Annotated in this window: 16 protein-coding genes and 1 pseudogene; 7 read left to right on the forward strand and 10 right to left on the reverse strand. The window is 71.8% G+C overall.

Going from position 1 to position 16,517, the window contains the following annotated elements; genetic code table 11:
* Window position 1 precedes the first annotated feature (1 nt).
* Window positions 2–922, reverse strand: coding sequence for a hypothetical protein (locus ACWDY5_RS06325; protein ID WP_449721234.1), 921 nt, complete (start codon window positions 920–922; stop codon window positions 2–4).
* 681 nt (window positions 923–1,603) lie between these two features.
* Here ACWDY5_RS06325 and ACWDY5_RS06330 point away from each other — a divergent pair.
* The 4 genes and pseudogenes from ACWDY5_RS06330 to ACWDY5_RS06345 all read left to right on the forward strand — a co-directional run bounded on the left by ACWDY5_RS06330 (window position 1,604) and on the right by ACWDY5_RS06345 (window position 4,463).
* Entirely contained in the window at window positions 1,604–2,743 is a 1,140-nt protein-coding gene (locus ACWDY5_RS06330) for a nucleotide disphospho-sugar-binding domain-containing protein (protein WP_449721235.1), read from the forward strand.
* Between the two features lie 122 nt (window positions 2,744–2,865).
* Window positions 2,866–3,111, forward strand: a pseudogene (locus tag ACWDY5_RS06335) (hypothetical protein); the annotation flags it as partial.
* A gap of 19 nt (window positions 3,112–3,130) precedes the next feature.
* Window positions 3,131–3,349 carry a nucleotide disphospho-sugar-binding domain-containing protein gene (locus ACWDY5_RS06340; RefSeq protein ID WP_449721236.1) on the forward strand — a complete coding sequence of 73 codons (219 nt, stop codon included), beginning with the start codon at window positions 3,131–3,133 and terminating at the stop codon, window positions 3,347–3,349.
* A 13-nt stretch (window positions 3,350–3,362) separates the two neighbouring features.
* On the forward strand, window positions 3,363–4,463 hold the full coding sequence (locus ACWDY5_RS06345) for a glycosyltransferase (protein ID WP_449721237.1): 1,101 nt from the start codon (window positions 3,363–3,365) through the stop codon (window positions 4,461–4,463).
* Here the strand turns inward: ACWDY5_RS06345 and ACWDY5_RS06350 are convergent.
* The 3 genes from ACWDY5_RS06350 to ACWDY5_RS06360 form a co-directional block, all read right to left on the reverse strand.
* On the reverse strand, window positions 4,447–4,764 hold the full coding sequence (locus tag ACWDY5_RS06350; RefSeq protein ID WP_252484195.1) for a DUF202 domain-containing protein: 318 nt from the start codon (window positions 4,762–4,764) through the stop codon (window positions 4,447–4,449). The two genes, ACWDY5_RS06345 and ACWDY5_RS06350, sit on opposite strands and share 17 nt — an antisense overlap.
* A complete protein-coding gene (locus ACWDY5_RS06355) occupies window positions 4,761–5,120 on the reverse strand; it encodes a YidH family protein (RefSeq protein ID WP_449721238.1) in 360 nt (119 codons plus the stop codon). Before ACWDY5_RS06355 ends, ACWDY5_RS06350 begins: the two co-directional genes overlap by 4 nt.
* 166 nt (window positions 5,121–5,286) lie before the next feature.
* Window positions 5,287–6,156 carry a trypsin-like serine peptidase gene (locus ACWDY5_RS06360; protein WP_449721239.1) on the reverse strand — a complete coding sequence of 290 codons (870 nt, stop codon included), beginning with the start codon at window positions 6,154–6,156 and terminating at the stop codon, window positions 5,287–5,289.
* A gap of 233 nt (window positions 6,157–6,389) precedes the next feature.
* Here ACWDY5_RS06360 and ACWDY5_RS06365 point away from each other — a divergent pair, with 233 nt between their 5' ends.
* Complete coding sequence (locus tag ACWDY5_RS06365; protein WP_449721240.1) at window positions 6,390–8,750, forward strand: glycosyl hydrolase family 95 catalytic domain-containing protein; 2,361 nt, start codon at window positions 6,390–6,392, stop codon at window positions 8,748–8,750.
* Between the two features lie 252 nt (window positions 8,751–9,002).
* On the opposite strand, the gene ACWDY5_RS06370 is transcribed toward ACWDY5_RS06365, so the two are convergent.
* From ACWDY5_RS06370 to ACWDY5_RS06385, 4 genes are all read right to left on the reverse strand, one after another.
* Entirely contained in the window at window positions 9,003–9,440 is a 438-nt protein-coding gene (locus ACWDY5_RS06370) for an SSI family serine proteinase inhibitor (protein WP_449721241.1), read from the reverse strand.
* Window positions 9,441–9,529: 89 nt separating this feature from the next.
* Window positions 9,530–9,919 (reverse strand): SSI family serine proteinase inhibitor, encoded by a 390-nt coding sequence (locus ACWDY5_RS06375; RefSeq protein WP_449721242.1) that lies wholly within the window; start codon window positions 9,917–9,919, stop codon window positions 9,530–9,532.
* A gap of 73 nt (window positions 9,920–9,992) precedes the next feature.
* Complete coding sequence (locus tag ACWDY5_RS06380; RefSeq protein WP_449721243.1) at window positions 9,993–10,748, reverse strand: isocitrate lyase/PEP mutase family protein; 756 nt, start codon at window positions 10,746–10,748, stop codon at window positions 9,993–9,995.
* Window positions 10,741–11,205, reverse strand: a complete 465-nt coding sequence (locus tag ACWDY5_RS06385) for a carboxymuconolactone decarboxylase family protein (RefSeq protein ID WP_449721244.1) — start codon at window positions 11,203–11,205, stop codon at window positions 10,741–10,743. The genes ACWDY5_RS06380 and ACWDY5_RS06385 overlap by 8 nt, the downstream gene beginning before the upstream one ends.
* A gap of 65 nt (window positions 11,206–11,270) precedes the next feature.
* On the opposite strand from ACWDY5_RS06385, the gene pdxR reads away from it, so the two are divergent.
* Window positions 11,271–12,632 carry a MocR-like pyridoxine biosynthesis transcription factor PdxR gene (gene pdxR, locus ACWDY5_RS06390; RefSeq protein WP_449721245.1) on the forward strand — a complete coding sequence of 454 codons (1,362 nt, stop codon included), beginning with the start codon at window positions 11,271–11,273 and terminating at the stop codon, window positions 12,630–12,632.
* A gap of 152 nt (window positions 12,633–12,784) precedes the next feature.
* On the opposite strand, the gene ACWDY5_RS06395 is transcribed toward pdxR, so the two are convergent.
* Window positions 12,785–13,840: a Gfo/Idh/MocA family oxidoreductase gene (locus ACWDY5_RS06395; protein ID WP_449721246.1), complete on the reverse strand. Its 1,056-nt coding sequence runs from the start codon at window positions 13,838–13,840 to the stop codon at window positions 12,785–12,787.
* A 153-nt stretch (window positions 13,841–13,993) separates the two neighbouring features.
* Between ACWDY5_RS06395 and ACWDY5_RS06400 the strand changes: the two genes are divergently transcribed.
* Window positions 13,994–14,944 (forward strand): acyl-CoA desaturase, encoded by a 951-nt coding sequence (locus tag ACWDY5_RS06400; RefSeq protein ID WP_449721247.1) that lies wholly within the window; start codon window positions 13,994–13,996, stop codon window positions 14,942–14,944.
* Here the strand turns inward: ACWDY5_RS06400 and ACWDY5_RS06405 are convergent.
* Window positions 14,922–16,370 (reverse strand): FAD-dependent oxidoreductase, encoded by a 1,449-nt coding sequence (locus ACWDY5_RS06405; protein WP_449721248.1) that lies wholly within the window; start codon window positions 16,368–16,370, stop codon window positions 14,922–14,924. The two genes, ACWDY5_RS06400 and ACWDY5_RS06405, sit on opposite strands and share 23 nt — an antisense overlap.
* Window positions 16,371–16,517 lie beyond the last annotated feature (147 nt).

The following is a 16,517-nucleotide window of genomic DNA, read 5'->3' on the forward strand; positions in this document are numbered from 1 at the left end:
GTTACACGGGGCGCTGGCGGATCCGCGGCAGGGTGGGCTCGCGCTCGACCACGGCCGCCCGGTGGATGCCGGGGTCGGTGGTCTCCACCGGGGCTGGGCGGTCCGGGTCGAGCGTGGAGCTGAGCTGTTCGAGCAGCTCGGGGTCGAGCTCGCTGGGCAGGGTGAGCCGGATGCGCGGGATCTCGGTGGTCACCTCGGCCGCGGTCTCCGGCGGCACGGTCAGCCCTGGCGGCTGGGTGGCGGCGCAGGCGCCGGTGGGGACCACGGTGACCGCGCCGATCACCGGGGGCGCGATGGACTGGGCCTGCTCACCCGCGCCGACCGGTTCGAGCACCCCGGGGGGCGCGGTGCCGGTCAGCGTGGCGCCGTTGCGCACCGGCTCGACGGCGCCCGGGGCGGGCAGCGGGGCGAAGGCGCCGGGCGGCATGGTCCCGGTCAGCGGCGGCGTGGTCTCCGGCGTGATGGTGCCGCTGTGCCCCCGGTACGGCGGGATGACCCCTGGCGGCGAGGTGCCGCGCCGGGGCAGCGGCGGGGCCGCCTGCTCGGCCAGCGCGGCCAGCACGTCCGGCGGGATCTGCGCCTGCGGCGGCGGCGTGGCGCGGGGGGCCTTGCGGCTGAACGGGTTTCGGCGGGCCATCCGGCGTTCGCGGTGGCCGGTGCCGTCGTTGATCAGGTGCCGGTGCGCGGTCAGCCACAGCTGGCAGGGCCACCGCCTGCTCCGCCCGAGGAACCCGCCCGGGCAGGCCTTGCAGCGGCCGTCGGCGTCCGGCTGGTGCACGGTCAGCAGCAGCCGCCAGCCCTCGGCCAGGCGCTGGAGCTCCGTGCGCGCCAGTGGCAACAGCGAGTTGGCGTCGCCCTCCTCGGCCAGTTGGTCAAGCAGGGCGAGCCGGTCCAGCACTGCCTGGCGCAGCACGTCGTCCATCCTGGTCGTCTCCTCTGCTCGCGGGGGAGGACTCCGCCAGCGCGTTGTCCAGTGCCGCGTCCAGCGCCCTGGTCTGCGTCGCGGACAGGACGGCGGTCTCCCCCGGCGGTGTGATGAGTAACACTGAGTCCGGTTCGGCGAGCAGGGTCACCGACCGCGCCCGCCCGAAGGGGTCATCACATTCCACCCACCAGCGTGGTTCACCCATGGGCGGCGGCCTTGCCTCGGAAAGGCCTGGCTGACCTCGGCCGCAGTGCTGAGAACCGCGAGGTGACCGCGTTCGGCGCACTGGGCTTGGGCATGGAGGAGTAATCGGCCGAGTACGGGCTGTCATGGAGTCCCCACCAGCGAAATCACTCACTTGCCGGTGGGGTCACTCGATTGCCTGCACTCGTGCTGACGGTGAGCGCGAAAAGTTCCGAGGGGCGGTCGTGACCTACTTGCCGGTCCGCGTAGACTGATGTCGGCGGCTCGCTCCCGGTGACCCCCAGGCCGGTTGAGCGGGCCGCCCCTTTTTGTCTGATCAACTTTTCGGTTGGTCCACTTCGCGCAATCCCTCGTCAGAGTGACCCTGTCCGGTCACGCCCGGTTCGTTCCGTGTTCCTGATTTATCTCACTCGACAAGATTCTTGGTAGGCGAGTTAGATGGGCAGGGAGGGTGATCGACCACTGGGAGGAAACATGCGCGTCCTGTTCACCAGCTCGGCCGGGCTCGGCCACCTGTTCCCGATGATCCCCACCGCCTGGGCGCTGCGCGCGGCCGGGCATGAGGTGCGGGTCGCCACCACCGGCGGCGCGGCCACCGCCGCGGCCAACGCCGGCCTGACCGTGGTCGAGTCGGCTCCCGGCACCGACTGGGAGGCCGAGGTCCAGCGCGTGATGGGCGAGCGCTTCGGCGACGCTGGCATGCCGGCCGCCCAGCCCGGCCAGCCCCGGCCCGACATCATGGCCCACGCGGGCTTCATGTTCGCCCACATGGCCGACCTGGCCACCGACGAGACCATCCGCCAGGCCCAGCTGTGGCAGCCGGACCTGGTCATCTACGACCTGACCGACGCGGTCGGCCCGATGGTGGCCGCCAAGCTCGGCATCCCCTGCGTGCAGCACGGCTTCGGCCTGACCAACGCCAGCGAGCTGTTCGAGGGGATGCTGCCCAACCTCGGCGGCACCTTCGACCGGCTGGGCATCGACGGCCTCGCCGACCCGGTGACCGCGATCGACCTGGCCCCGCCGAGCCTTGAGGGCGAGCTCAACGGCATCAGCACCCGCTACGTCGCCTACAACGGCGGCGCGGTGCTGCCGGAATGGCTCTCCGGGCCCAAGGAGCGGCCGCGGATCGTGATCACCATGGGCACCGCGATGGCGGTCATGGTCGGCCTCGGCCCGTGGCGGGCCATCCTGGACGCGGCCGCCGAGGCCGACGCCGAGCTGGTGCTGGCCGCCGGGTCCACCGACCTGTCTGGCCTCGACCTGCCCGCGCACGCCAGGGTGATCGAGTACGTGCCGCTGAGCGCACTGCTGCCGGTCTGCGACGCGCTGGTGCACCACGGCGGCTCGGGCAGCACGCTCACCGCGGTCACCGCCGGCGTGACCCAGCTGATCGTGCCGCAGGGTGCGGACCAGTTCTACAACGCCGAGCGGATCGACAAGCGCGGCGCCGGCCTGAGTGCCGAGCACGAGGGCGTCACCGGCGAGCAGCTGCACCGCCTGCTGCACGACGAGAAGCTCAAGGCCACCGTGGCCGAGGTGCGGGCCGAGATGGCCGCGATGCCCAGCCCGGCCGCGCTGGTGCCGCAGCTGGCGGAGATCGCGGGACACTGACCCCCTGAATGGTTCCGGCGGGCGGGCGTCCTTGGGGGCCGCCCGCCGCCGGAACCGCGACCGGGGAGTGGTCATGCGGGTGCTGGCGATCAGCTCGAAGGGACTCGGGCACCTGTTCGGCGATGGTCCCGACCCTGTGGGCGCTGCGCGCGGCCGGGCACGAGGTGCCGGTGGACCTGCTGACCAGGGTGGCCAGGCGGTTCGCCAGGATCACCGAGCTGGTCAGCGACGAGGCCGCCCGGCAGGTGGAGTTCTGGCGGCCGGACCTGATCGTGCACGAGCTGCTCGACCCCACCGGACCGCTGCTCGCGGCCAGGTTCGGCATCCCCTGCGTGCACCACGGCTTCGGCATCACCTCGGTCGGCCCGGTGTTCGACCGGATGCGTGGTGCCGCAGGGCGCGGACCAGTTCTACGACGGCCAGCGGATCGCCGCCCGCGGCGTGGGACTGACCGCGGAGGGCACCGGCGTGACCGCGGACCAGCTGCACCGGCTGCGGCACGACGTGGAGATCCGGACCGCCATCGCGGAGGTGCGGGCGGAGCTGGCCGCGATGCCGAGCCCGGCGGAACTGGTGCCGGCGCTGGCGACCATTGCTCAAACTTGAGTATGTTGGTGGCATGCGCGTTCTGCTGACAAGCACCCCTGGTCTCGGCCACCTCTTCCCGCTGATCTCCACCGCATGGGCGCTCCGGGCCGCCGGCCACGAGGTGCGGGTGGCCACCACCGGCTCCGCGGCCACCGCGGCCGCGAACGCGGGCCTGACCGTGATCGAGGCCGCGCCAGGGGTGGACCTGGACGCCGAGATCGCCCGCCTGGTCGCCGCCGAACCCGAGCCGGCGCGGGACGAGCAGGCCCGGCCGGACACCATCGAGCTGGCCGGCCGGTACTTCGCGCTGTTCGCGGAGCTGATGCTGGCCGAGTCGCTGCGCCAGGCCCGGCTGTGGCAGCCGGACCTGGTGGTCTACGAGCTGTGCGACGCGACCGGTCCGATCATCGCCGCCAAGCTCGGCATCCCCTGTGTGGCACACGGTTTCGGCTTCAGCGGCGGGCACGGGCTGATCGAGCTGATCCACGGCAACCTCGGCGAGCCGCTGGCCGTGCCGGAGACCGCGCTGGACCTGGCCCCGCCGAGCATGCACGGCGGTCTCAAGGGCATCAGCACCAGGTACGTGCCCTACAACGGCGGGGCGGTGCTGCCGGCGTGGCTTGAGGAGCCGAGGGAGCGGCCGCGGATCGTGGTCACCATGGGCACCGTCGACCAGGGCAGCGCGGACCTGGGTCCGTGGCACAGAATTCTTGATGCGGCGCAGGGCCTGGACGCCGAGCTGGTGCTGGCCGCCGGACCGTGGGACCTCTCCGCGCTGGAGCTGCCCGAGCACGCGCGGGTGATCGACTACCTGCCGCTGACCGCGCTGCTCGCGCGCAGCGACGCGGCCGTGCACCACGGTGGCTCCGGCAGCACGCTGACCGCGCTGGTGGCCGGGATCCCGCAGCTGCTGGTGCCCTACGGCGCGGACCAGTTCATCAACGCCGACCTGGTGGCCAAGCGCGGTGTCGGCCTGGTCGCCGAGCACAGCGGGGTGACCTCGGCGCAGCTGGCCGGACTGCTGCACGACGTCGAGCTCAAGGCCGCGGTGGCCGAGGTCCAGGCGGAGATCGCGGCCCTGCCCAGCCCGGCGGAGCTGGTGCCGCACCTGGAGGTCATCGCGGGCCGCTGAGCACGTAGAGCACCGCGCCGAGGCCGAGCAGCGCGGCGAACAGGCTGGTCCACAGCGGCAGCCGCCCGTCCCACCGGCGGGCCGACCCCGGCAGGTCGGCCCGGACGAGGCGGTACCGCCGCCGCAGGTCCCAGCTGACCAGCCCGGCCACCGGCCCGGCGACCAGCACGATGCCCGCGGCCAGCGCCGGGCTCCGGTGCGCGGCCAGCCGGACCAGGACGAGGCTCGCGCCCAGGAAGGCCAGCAGGGTGCGCCGCCAGGCCAGCACGGTGCGCTCGGGTTGCAGGCCGGGGTCGATCACAGCAGCACCAGCAGCACCGCGGCCAGCCCGGCCAGCACCAGCACCGCGCCCAGCAGCGGCAGCAGCACCGGTCCGGGCAGCGGCAGGCCCAGTCGCATCGCGCGTTCGGCCGCGGCCCAGCGGAAGAAGGCCGCGCCCGCGCACAGCACACCCGCGAGCAGCAGCGCCACCGCCAGCACGGTGCGCAGCGGACCGTGGCCGGGCAGGCCGACCGCCTCCACCGCCACCCCGCCCGCCATCAGGCCGAGCGAGGTGCGGATCCAGGCGAGGAAGGTGCGCTCGTTGGCCAGGGTGAAGCGCGGATCGGGCTCCGAACCCGCGTCGTACACACCGCGGGGCCAGCGTCGCGAGGTCACCCGGACACCCTAGAACGAGGTGTTCGGCGTCGCCGGGATGCGAGAAGCTGAGGCCAAGTCGCGCCGCCCGGGGGGCGGGGTGGCCTGGCTGGGTGGGAGCAAGTTCGAGGGGAAGTTCGGGCGGTGTGCCAGGGCAACGGGCACACCGCCCGAGCTAATTTTCAGGTCAGGCCTGGACCTGGTTGTAGAAGGTCTGCGCGTTGCCGTCGAACAGCGTGCCCCAGGTGGTGGTGCGCCGGTCGGAACGGCTGTTCACCGCCCAGATCTGGTCGTTGGCGTTGAGCCACGCGCCGCCGCTCTGGCCACCGATGCCGTTGCAGGCCAGCGTCGCGTCGTAGGTCTGCACGCGGGCCTGGCCGCCGCAGTTGTAGCTCTGCTGACCGGTGTACGGGGACTCGGCCGGGTAGCCGTAGAGGGTGGACTGCTGGGCGCGCTTGTCGTTGAACACGATGCTCTTCGCGCCGACGGTGTCGGTCAGGCTCTTGCCGGCCTGCGGGGTCACGGTGAAGGCCGCGTAGTCGTAGGCGAAGTCCCGCTGGCTGCTGGAGGTCCACCGCGCCGGGATGTGCAGCTTGGCGGCCGGCCAGGTGCCGTAGGGGCGGGCGTTGTTCAGGTACGCGGGCAGGAAGGTCACGTTCGCCGAGGTGTTGCCGCCGTACTGCAGGCAGTGCGCCGCGGTCCAGACCAGGTTCTTGTTGGCCGCGACCACCGAGGTGGCCGAGCAGCTGGAGTTGCGGCCGCCGGTGGTGAACAGCAGACGGCCCTGGCTGCGCATCTTCTCGGTGGTGTACGGGCCGGGGACCGGCTGGATGGTCGCCTGCGGCCCGGCGGCGGACAGGCCGCCGGTGCTGCTCATGTCCGGGCCGGGCATGGGCATCGGGTTGTTCAGCGCGTCCTTGATCCGCTCCGGCGTCCAGTAGTCAGCGGTCTGCTGCGCGGACACCTCCTGGGTAGGACTGGCGGCGGCCTGGCTGACCGGGATCACGGCCAGCGCGGCGGCGCAGGCGCCAAGGGCGAACAAGCGGGTGAGCTTCATCGGAAGTTCCTTCCACCTCATGTGCAGGGGGCATGAGGACTCCGACGCTAGGAGGAGCACGCGGCGGGCTGGCAGGGTCCGTTCGGCGGTGGCCATTCAGTGAATGGATGCAAAAACCTAGCCAAAGATCGGTGTACTACCCGGTTTCCCTTGACTAGGTATCGGGATTCTCCCTACTTTCGACAGTAGAGATCCGATGAATGCGCTTACCCACTGCACAGAGGGGTGCTGGGATGGACGGTGCGGGCGAGGTGACCCGACGCGGGCTGCTCGGCGGTGCGCTGGCTGGCGTGGCGGGTGTGGTGGCCGCACCCGCCGCCCTGGGCGCACCAGGCTCAGCCGTCCCTGCCGAAGCCGTGGGCAGCGGCTCGGCAGGAGACGGCTGGGTCGGCGGCCCCGACGAGCGCGGCTGGACCGAGTTCCTGGCAGGCAGCGACCTGCGCTGGCGCAGACTGCCGACCACCTGGGCCGAAGGTCCGTTCCTCGGCAACGGTTTCCTCGGTTCCGGCATCTACGCCCCGCCCGGCGGCAACAGCATCCGGTTCAACGTGCAGCACTCCGAGGTGCAGGACCACCGCCCCGAGTTCGGCGCGCTGTTCGGCCTGGCCCGCATCCCGATCGGCCACCTCGCGCTCACCCCGGTCGGCGCGATCACCGGCGTGGACTGGCGGCTGGACCTGGACAAGGCCGAGCTGCGCGGCACCATCACCACCGCCGCGGGCAGCATCGCCCTGCGCGCGATCGTCCACAGTGGACGGTCAATCCTCGCGGTCGAGCTGACACCGACGGCCGGCGAGCGCGAGCTGACCTGGACCTTCCATCCGGCCAAGGCGATCAGCCCGCGCACCGACCCGCGCTTCAACAAGCCCGCGCCGCCCGGCTTCCGGCCCAACCCGGACCCGGTGCTGGAGCAGCACGGCGACACCCGGCTCGCGGTGCAGCCGCTGCTGGCCGGCGGCGGCCACGTCACCGCCTGGCGCGAGCTGACCAGGGGCAGCCGCCGCACCCTGTTCGCCACCGTGGCCTGGGCGCACCCCGGCACGCCGCCCAGGGCCAGGGCGCTGCACGCGGTCCGCTCGGTCAGCCCGTCCTTGGACAGCTTCGCCCGCGACCACCGGCGCTGGTGGCGGGAGTACTACCGCAAGAGCTTCCTGTCCGTGCCGGACGCCCGGCTGCAGAGCTTCTACTGGATCCAGCTCTACAAGATCGCCGCCGCGGCCCGCGCGGACGCCCCGGTGATGGCCACCACCGGCCCGTGGCTCGAACCGACGCCCTGGCCCGCCACCTGGTGGAACCTGAACGTGCAGTTGGAGTACTGGCTGATCCACGGCTCCAACCACCTGGAGCTGGACGCGGTCACCCGCAGCCTGGACCGGCACCGGGACGCGCTGCGCGAGCAGGTCGACGCGGCCTACCGGGACGGCTGCTACGGCGTGCCGCGCACCACGGACATGTTTTTGCGCAACGGCTCCGGCACCGGCACCGCGGGCTACGGCATCGGCGTGCCCGGCCGGGCCGAGCCGACGCCGGAGGTCGGCAACCTGGTGTGGGCGCTGCACAACGTGTGGCTGTCCTACCGGCACACCATGGACGAGCACCTGCTGCGCGAGGTGCTGTTCCCGCTGCTGCGCGGCGCGGTCCGGTACTACCTGCACTTCCTCACCCCCGGCCCGGACGGCAGGCTGCACCTGCCGTTCACCTTCTCCCCGGAGTACGGGGTGAACGCGCCGGACTGCACCTACGACCTGGCCCTGCTGCGCTGGGGCTGCAAGACGTTGCTGGCGGCGGCCAAGATCCTGCGGGTGGCCGATCCGATGACCGGGCGCTGGCGGGAGGTGCTGGCCAAGCTGGCCGACTACCCGGTGGACGCCAACGGCTACATGATCGGCGCGGGCACGCCGTTCGCGAAGTCGCACCGGCACTACTCGCACCTGTTGCAGATCTACCCGCTCTACGAGGTCACCTGGGAGCAGCCGGAGCACCGGAAGCTGATCGAGACCTCGCTCGAGCACTGGATCAGCTTCGAGGGCGCGTTGCAGGGCTACAGCTTCACCGGCGCGGCCTCGATCTCCGCGCAGATGGGCCGGGGTGAGAAGGCCGAGTTCTACCTCGGTGAGCTGCTGCGCCGCTTCGTCAAGCCGAACACCATGTACGCCGAGTCCGGCCCGGTGATCGAGACGCCGCTGTCGGCGGCCCAGTCCCTGCACGACATGCTCTGCCAGAGCTGGGGCGGGGTGATCCGGGTGTTCCCCGCGGTCCCGGCGAGCTGGCGGGAGGCGGTGCTGCACGAGTTCCGCACCGAGGGCGCGTTCCTGTTGTCCGCCAAGCGTTCCGGCGGCGCCACCCAGTGGGTGCGGCTGCGCAGCGAGGCGGGTGCGCCCTGCGTGCTGCGGCCGGGGATCGAGGGCGAACTGGTGGTCAGGGACCGCTGGGGCCTGCCGAAGCGCTGGAGGGACCTGGGCGGCGGCACCATCGAGATCCCGCTGCGCCGGGGTGAGGAGGTGCTGGTGCACCGCAAGGGCGTGCGTCCGGATCTGGCCATCAGAGCGGTGACCCCGAACACACCGGCCGATCCTTGGGGTTTGCCTGCATAACGAACCGATGCCGGGTTCACAGCTTTTTCTCAGACCGCTCACACCAACGCTTCAGCACGGGATGATTGATTGTGAAGTGCGGGGCGATCGGGGCGCCCCGTCCAACTTCCTCCGGCAGCAGGGGCCGGAGGATGTGTGTCCGGCAGCAGGGGCCGGACACAGGTGCGAGCGGCTCACCTGCTCGCAGTACAGGTGAGCCGCCCGCGCGCGCGTTAGCTCCTGAGCGCCCGTGCGAACGGGCGGGTGTGCGGGTTACGGCAGCGGCAGGCCATGGCCGTCGGCGAAGGTGAACAGGTCACCGGTCTCGGCGAGCATGGTGCAGCTGTTGGGGAACTTGCCCTGCCAGCTCAGCTCCTTGCCGCGGTAGGTGCCCTTGGCGGTCACCGTGCGCGGGTGGTAGTCGAGCGTGCAGGCGTAGCCGTCCTTCGGGGCGAGCTTGGCGATGTCGCCGTGCGCGCGGGCCAGGGAACGGCAGGCGCGGGTCGGGCTCGGGTGCGTGCCGAGCGCCGGGTTGCAGCCCAGGACCGCGGTCTCGTCCGGCAGCAGGGAATCCTGCTCGCCGTAGGCCACCGTCAGCGTCATCGCCGTGACGTCCAGACCGGAGTTGGTCGCCGCGGTGGCGGCGGGGGTCATCGCGAACAGCGCGGCTGCGGTCAGCGCCGTGCTGGCGAGTAGGTGTGAGGTACGCATAGTGCGATCCGGTCTACCGGAGTCGCGCGCGGCCGCCGAGGTCTGCACTGCCGGGTCCGCCGTATCGCGTGACACCCGGTCGTGGATGTTCACTCTCCGTTGATGCGGAACACGTGTCCCGCGCGGGTCGCGAACTCACAGGGATTGCCGAAGAAGACCTCTTCGTTCACCGGGCGGCCCTGCCAGTGCCCGCGCGCGGTGGCCTTCTTCGGGTTCTCGATGTGGTCGGTGCAGGCGGTCTCGGTGTCGCCGACCTTGCGCACGTCGCCACCGGCCTTGGCCAGTTCGGCGCAGGCTAGCTCGGGCGCGGGGTGCGTGCCCTCGTCGGGGTCGCAGGTCAGGATGGCCACGTCCAGCGCGTTCGCGGGCTCGGCGTGCTCCAGGGTCAGCGTGAGCGAGCTCTGCGGCGGCGGGGTGAGCAGGCCAGGGGAGAGCAGGCCGGCGGCGGCCAGGAGGGGCAGGAAGGTGGGGAGGGGCATGCCTTCGATGGTGCCGCGCCGGGGGTGGCGAAACGCCGCTTCCCCGGCGGGACCACCGGATCGTGCCTCGACTTCAGTCCACAGTGGACGCGTGGTCACCCAGGGTCGCCACCGCGTCCTTGATGGCCCGCTGGGCCACCGCGAACAGCCCAGCGCCAAGGGAAATCCGGGCCACGCCCAGCGCGGCCAGCTCCGGCACGGACGGGCCGTCGAAGTAGTAGTGCACGTTCACCGGGCCGGGCACCGCCGAGGTGAACTCCTTGATCTGCGCGGGATCCCGCAGGCCGATCGGGTACACGCAGTCCGCGCCCGCGGCCAGGTAGGCCCGGCCGCGTTCGATCCCCTCAGCCAGTTTGTCCTGCGGCGCAACGGAATCCCGGATGAAGCAGTCGATCCGCGCGTTCAGCACGAACGGCCGGTCGGCGGACTTGACCGCGGTCAGCCACTCGACCTGCTCGGCCAGCGGCCTGAGCCCGCCGCGGTGGTCGCCGTCCTCCAGGTTGCAGCCGACCGCGCCCGCCTCGAACAGCGCCGAGGTGAACTCCGCGGCGGAGAGGCCGTAGCCCGCCTCCAGGTCCGCGGTCACCGGCGCGGTGGTGGCCGCCGCGATCGCGGCCACCCCGGCGAAGGCGACCGCGGGCGGCATCGAGTTGTCATCCGGGTACCCGGCGGCCGCGGCCACCGCGTAGCTCGAGGTGGCGACCACCGGGAAACCCAGGCCCTCAACCAGCCGCGCGGTGGCCGCGTCCCAGGAGTTGGGCAGCACCAGCGGTTTTCCCGGCACGTGCAGCGACTTCAGCAGCGCGGCCTGCGCGGTGAGGTCACGCATGCGGGTGCTCCACCTTGAACGGCAGCTCCTGGGTCACGTTGAGCATGTTCCAGGCGTTGATCGCCACGATCGCGTACACCACCTTGGCCAGGGTCTCCTCACCGAAGACCGCCAGCGCCGCGGCGTAGACCTCCTGGGGCACCCCGGCGTGGTTGTTGATGCCGGTGACCGCCTCGGTCAGCGCCAGCGCGGCCCGCTCGGCCTCGGTGAACACGCCCGCGGCCTCCCGCCAGGCGGCCACCAGGCCCAGCCGCTGCTGGGTCTCGCCCATCGCGGCCGCGTCCCTGATGTGCATGTCCAGGCAGAAAGCGCAGCCGTTGAGCTGCGAGGCGCGGATCTTGATCAGTTCGCCGATGGTCTTGTCCAGGCCGGAGTCGGCCACGGTCTGGTTGAAGGCCAGCATGGCCTTGTAGCCGGCCGGCCAGGACTTCCCGAAGAGTGCTCTGTTGTTGCTCACGAGGATCAGCCTAAGCGGAACTGGTCCACAAAACTGGACCAGTGAACGGCAAGTAATCTGGACCAGTGGCCGAGCTCCATCTGGACCTGGAACCCGGGTTGACCCGGCACATCGCCATCGGCCGGGCACTGCGCGCGGCGATCAGGGACGGCAGGCTGCGCCCCGGCGACCCGCTGCCCTCCACCAGGGTGCTGGCCGCCCAGCTCGGCGTGGCCAGGGGCACCGTGGTGGAGGCGTACGCGCAGCTCACCGCCGAGGGCTGGCTGCGCAGCCGGCAGGGCGCGCCGACCGTGGTGGCCGCCGCCCCCGCCCTGGACCCGCCTGCCGCGCACCGGCCTGCCGAGCAGGGCCCGCGCTGGGACTTCCGGCCGGGCGAGCCGGACACCTCACTGTTCCCCGGCGCCGCCTGGCTGGCCGCGCTGCGCACGGTGCTGCGCAGCGCGCCCGCGGAGGTCTTCCGCTACGGCGACCAGCGCGGCCGGATCGAGCTGCGCACCGCGCTGGCCGGGTACCTGGCCCGCGCGCGCAAGGTGCTCTGCCCGCCGGAGCGGATCGTGGTCTTCAGCGGCTTCTCCCCGGCGCTGCGGGTGCTGTGCGAGACCTTCCAGCAGCTCGGCATCGGTGAGCTGCACATGGAGGAGCCCTGCCTGTACCGGCACCGGGACGTGGTGACCAAGACCGGAATGGGTATCCGGCCGGCCCCGGTGGACGGCGAGGGCCTGACGGTGAGCGCGCTGACCGGCCGCGCGGCGCTGGTCACCCCAGCGCACCAGTACCCGCTGGGCTACACGCTGAGTCCGTCGCGGCGCAAGCAGATCGTGGACTGGGCCCGGCGGGTGGACGGGTACGTGGTGGAGGACGACTACGACGGTGAGTACCGGTTCGACCGGCAGCCGGTGGGCGCGCTGCACGAGCTGGACCCGTCCAGGGTGATCTACGGCGGCACCACCTCGAAGCTGCTCGCCCCCGGCATGCGGCTGGGCTGGCTGGCGCTGCCGGCCCGGCTGGTCGACCCGGTGGTGGACGTGCTGACCAACCAGACCGTGCCCGCACTGGACCAGCTCGCCCTGGCCGAGCTGATCACCAGCGGCCGGTTCGACGCGCACATCCGGCGCACCCGCACCGCCTACCGCCGCCGCCGCGAACACCTGGTGACCACCCTGGCCGACCTGCCCGTCGGCGCGGGCCTGACCGGCATCTCCGCCGGTCTGCACGCGGTCCTGGAGCTGCCGGAAGGCCTGGCCCTGGAGCGGGAGCTGGTCGCCAGGGGCGCTCGGCGCGGGATCGCGCTGGAGGGCCTGGAGCCGTACTGGCACGGCGAACCACGGCGGACGGGCCTGGTGCTGGCCTACAGCCGGGTCCCGGCCGCCCAGGCCCGCCGCTCCGTGGAAGCCCTCAACAAGCTCCTGCGCGGCCTAGTGTCCTGAGTCGGAGGTTCGCCAGCGGTCTCGACGGCCCAGCTTCCCGCTGACCGCACCGCCGGAAAGCCCACGTACAACCCGGTACGAGGGCTTCCCTGCGGCACGCCCAGCGGAAAGCTGGACCGCCGATACCGCCACCGAACCTCCGACTCAGGACACTAGATCTCGATCACCTGACCGGAGCGGCTGGAGGCGTAGGCGGCCTCGATGATCTCCGCCGTGGTCACCCCGTCCAGCGCGCTCACCGGCGGCGGCGCGCCCTCGGTGAGCGCCTTCACGATGCCCGCGTAGTAGTGCTGGTACCCGCCGGGCTCGGTGCGCACCGGCTGGAAGTCGCCGACCGAGCCCACCCGGCCCCAGGCTTCCTCCGGCTCCTCGCCCCAACCGGGGCCGCCCGGGGTCGCACCCTGTTTGAGCAGCTCCTCCTGCGGGTCCATGCCGTGCTTGACGTACGCGCCGCCGTCGCCGAGCACCCGGAACCGCGGGCCCAGGTCGGCGGCCAGCGCGCTCATCCACAGCTGGGAGCGCACCCCGCCGTGGTGGGTGAGGGCGAGGAAGGCGTCGTCGTCGGCGACCGCGCCGGCGCGGCGCACGCCGATCTCGGCGTAGACCTGGACCGGCCGCCCGAACAGCGCCACCGCCTGGTCGATCAGGTGGCTGCCCAGGTCGTGCGTGATGCCGCCGGCGTCGGCTGGGTTCGCGCTTTCCTTCCAGGCTTTCCAGCTGGTGCTGGGATCAGGCCGCCAGCGCTCGAACCGGGATTCGAAGCGGGTCGGATTTCCGATTGCTCCCTCAGCGAGAATTCGCCGCACGGTAAGGAAATCTCCGTCGTAACGGCGGTTGTGGAACGGCGCGGCCAGCAGTCCCCGGCTCGCGGCCAGGTCGGCCAGCGCGGCGGCATCGGCGGCGGTGGCCGAGAACGGCTTGTCCACCACCACCGGCAGCCCGTGCCGGAGCGCGGCCGAGGCGTTGGCGTAGTGCTCCCGGTTCGGCGTGGAAATGACCGCCAGGTCGAACTCGTCGTGGCGTACCAGCAGGTCATCCAGGCTGCGGATGATCTCGGTGTCCGGATAGCGCTCGCGCACCGCCTGCTGCCGCTGCGGGTTGCCGGTGACCACCGCGGCCAGTCGCAGGCCAGGGGTGCTGTCCAGGAAGGGGGCGTGGAAGGCCGAGCCACCCAGCCCGTAACCCACCAAAGCCGCGCGCACAGTCATGGGATCAGCCTAGGAGCAGCTCACCCATGCGCGCGCCCGCGCGCCCGTAAAGAGGGGTGAAGGTGGTGGTGGCATATGTTTCATGGGGGAGCTACCTCCCCTCTTTTGGCCCAGCCCTGGCTTTGCCCAAAATCCCGACCTAGCGTCATGGTTGTGACAGCAACTCTTGAATCCCCGGTGCAGCCCAGTGCGCCCAAGCCGATGCTCGACGGTGAACGCTCAGCTGCCTCCTACCTGGGCGTCAAGATCTTCGTCATCCTTCCCTTCCTCGCTCTCATCGCCGCGGTCCCGCTGGCCTGGGGCTGGGGCCTGAGCTGGCTGGACATCGGTCTGGCCCTCGGGTTCTACGCGATCAGCGGCCTCGGCGTCACGGTCGGCTTCCACCGGCTGTTCACCCACGGCTCCTTCCGGGCCAACAAGCCGCTGCGGGTGGCGCTCGCGGTCGCGGGCACCATGGCCGTGCAGGGCTCGCCCACCGACTGGGTGGCCGACCACCGCAGGCACCACGCCTTCTCCGACAAGGAGGGCGACCCGCACTCGCCGTGGCTCTACGGTGACTCACCGCTGGCCCTGGCCAAGGGCTTCTGGCACGCGCACATGGGCTGGATGTTCGAGCGGGAGAAGACCAACCTGGACCGGTTCGCGCCGGACCTGATGGCGGACAAGAGCATTCGCGCGGTCGACCGGCTGCTGGTGCCGATCACCACGGCCAGCTTCATCCTGCCCGGCATCCTCGGTGGCCTGATCACCTGGTCCTGGTGGGGCGCGCTGACCGCGCTGTTCTGGGCCGGGTTCGTCCGGGTGTCGTTCCTGCACCACGTGACCTGGTCGGTGAACTCGATCTGCCACATGATCGGCGACCGCCCGTTCAAGTCCAAGGACAAGGCGGCCAACTTCTGGCCGCTGGCCATCCTCAGCTTCGGCGAGTCCTGGCACAACCTGCACCACGCCGACCCGACCTGCGCCCGCCACGGCGTGCTGCGCGGTCAGCTGGACATCTCGGCCCGCACGATCTGGATCTTCGAGAAGCTGGGCTGGGCCACCCAGGTTCGCTGGCCCACCCCGCGCCGCCTGGCCCGGATCACCAAGGGTCAGGACGACTGAACCACAGCTCCACCGCCTCACCTGGGCCGTCGGCTCCTTCGGGACCGGCGGCCCACGCTATGTGCCCGTCCGGCCGGATCAGCAGCGCCGCGGCCGGCGGGTTCGCGGTCTTGGCCGACACCACCGGCACGCCCTCGGCCTGGAACTCGCGCTCGCCGAGGTTGAGCAGCAGGCCCTTGCCGGGCCGGAGCAGCTCGGCCAGCCGGACCGGTTCGCCGTCGACCGCCAGCGGCAGGTCGGCGAGGAAGGTGCCGGTCAGCGGGTGCGCGCCGGGCAGGTCGTAGGACAGCGCGGTGCTGGTGGTGACCGCGGCCAGCCGGTCGTTGACCTCCGGGATGTCCAGCAGGCCGTCCAGCAGCTCGCGCAGCGCGGTGACCTGCTCACCCGGCCTGGCCAGCGCGAACTGGGCCCTGGTGTTGGTCAGCACCCGCTCGGCGGCCGGCCTGCGCTCCCGCTCGTAGGTCTCGAGCAGGTCCGTCCGGCCGTGCAGGGCGGCGAGGAGCTTCCAGCCCAGGTTCATCGCGTCGCCGAAGCCCAGGTTGAGGCCCTGCCCGCCGAAGGGCGCGTGCACGTGCGCGGCATCGCCCGCCAGCAGCACTCGGCCGGAGCGGTAGGTCTCGGCGATCCGGCTGTTGTCCCGGAACCGGGACAACCAGCGCGGGGAGTGCGCGCCGAGGTCAGTGCCGATCACCGCGCGCAGGGCCGCCCGCAGCTCGTCCAGGGTGGGCTCGCCGTGTTCGGGCCCCGGCTGGTCGAACAGCGTGGGCACCACCCGGTGCAGGCCGTCGCCGAGCGGGCCGATGAAGATCATGCCGGTGTCGGTGCGGGTCATGCCGGTCCGCGGCGGTTCCTCGGTGAGCACGACGTCGCCGAGCAGGCTGGCGGTCTCGCCGGTGCTGCCGGGGAAGCCGATCCCGGCCAGCTTGCGGACAGTGCTGCGGCCGCCGTCGCAGCCGACGAGGTAGTCCGCGGTCGTCGTGTATGTCCCTTGTGGACTGTCCACAGTGACCTGAACGCGGTCGGGGTCCTGGGCGAGCGCGGTCACCGTGTGGCCGCGGCGGAGGTCGGCGCCGAGCCGGGTGGCGTGCTCGGCCAGCAGGTGTTCGGTCTCGTGCTGCGCGATCCGTAGCACGTACGGGTGCGCGGTGGGCAGGCGGTCGTAGGTCAGCCAGGTCGGCAGGCCGCTGAAGTGGCCCGCACCCCAGCGGTGCGCGTCGGACGGCAGGTGGTCCAGCAGTCCGCGCTGGTCGAACAGGTCGAGGGTGCGGCCGCCGATGCCGAAGGCCTTGGAGAAGGTGCTGGGCTCGGTGAGCCGTTCGAGCAAGGTGACGGACGCGCCGCCCAAGCGCAGCTCGGCGGCCAGCAGCAGGCCGATCGGTCCGGCGCCGATGACGAGCACGTCGGAGTGGGATGTCGCGATGTTCATGTGGTTCCCCAGAGGTGATCCCTCGGCCGGGCGCTCAGATGGCCGGGCCGGGTGCTGCGGATCAAGCTAGCCCGCGGGGGGAGCGGGCGACACCGATTTACCAATTAGGTTGTGCACAACTCAATTGTGCGTTACTGTTGCCGTCAG

Source organism: Crossiella sp. NPDC003009 (assembly GCF_053591555.1).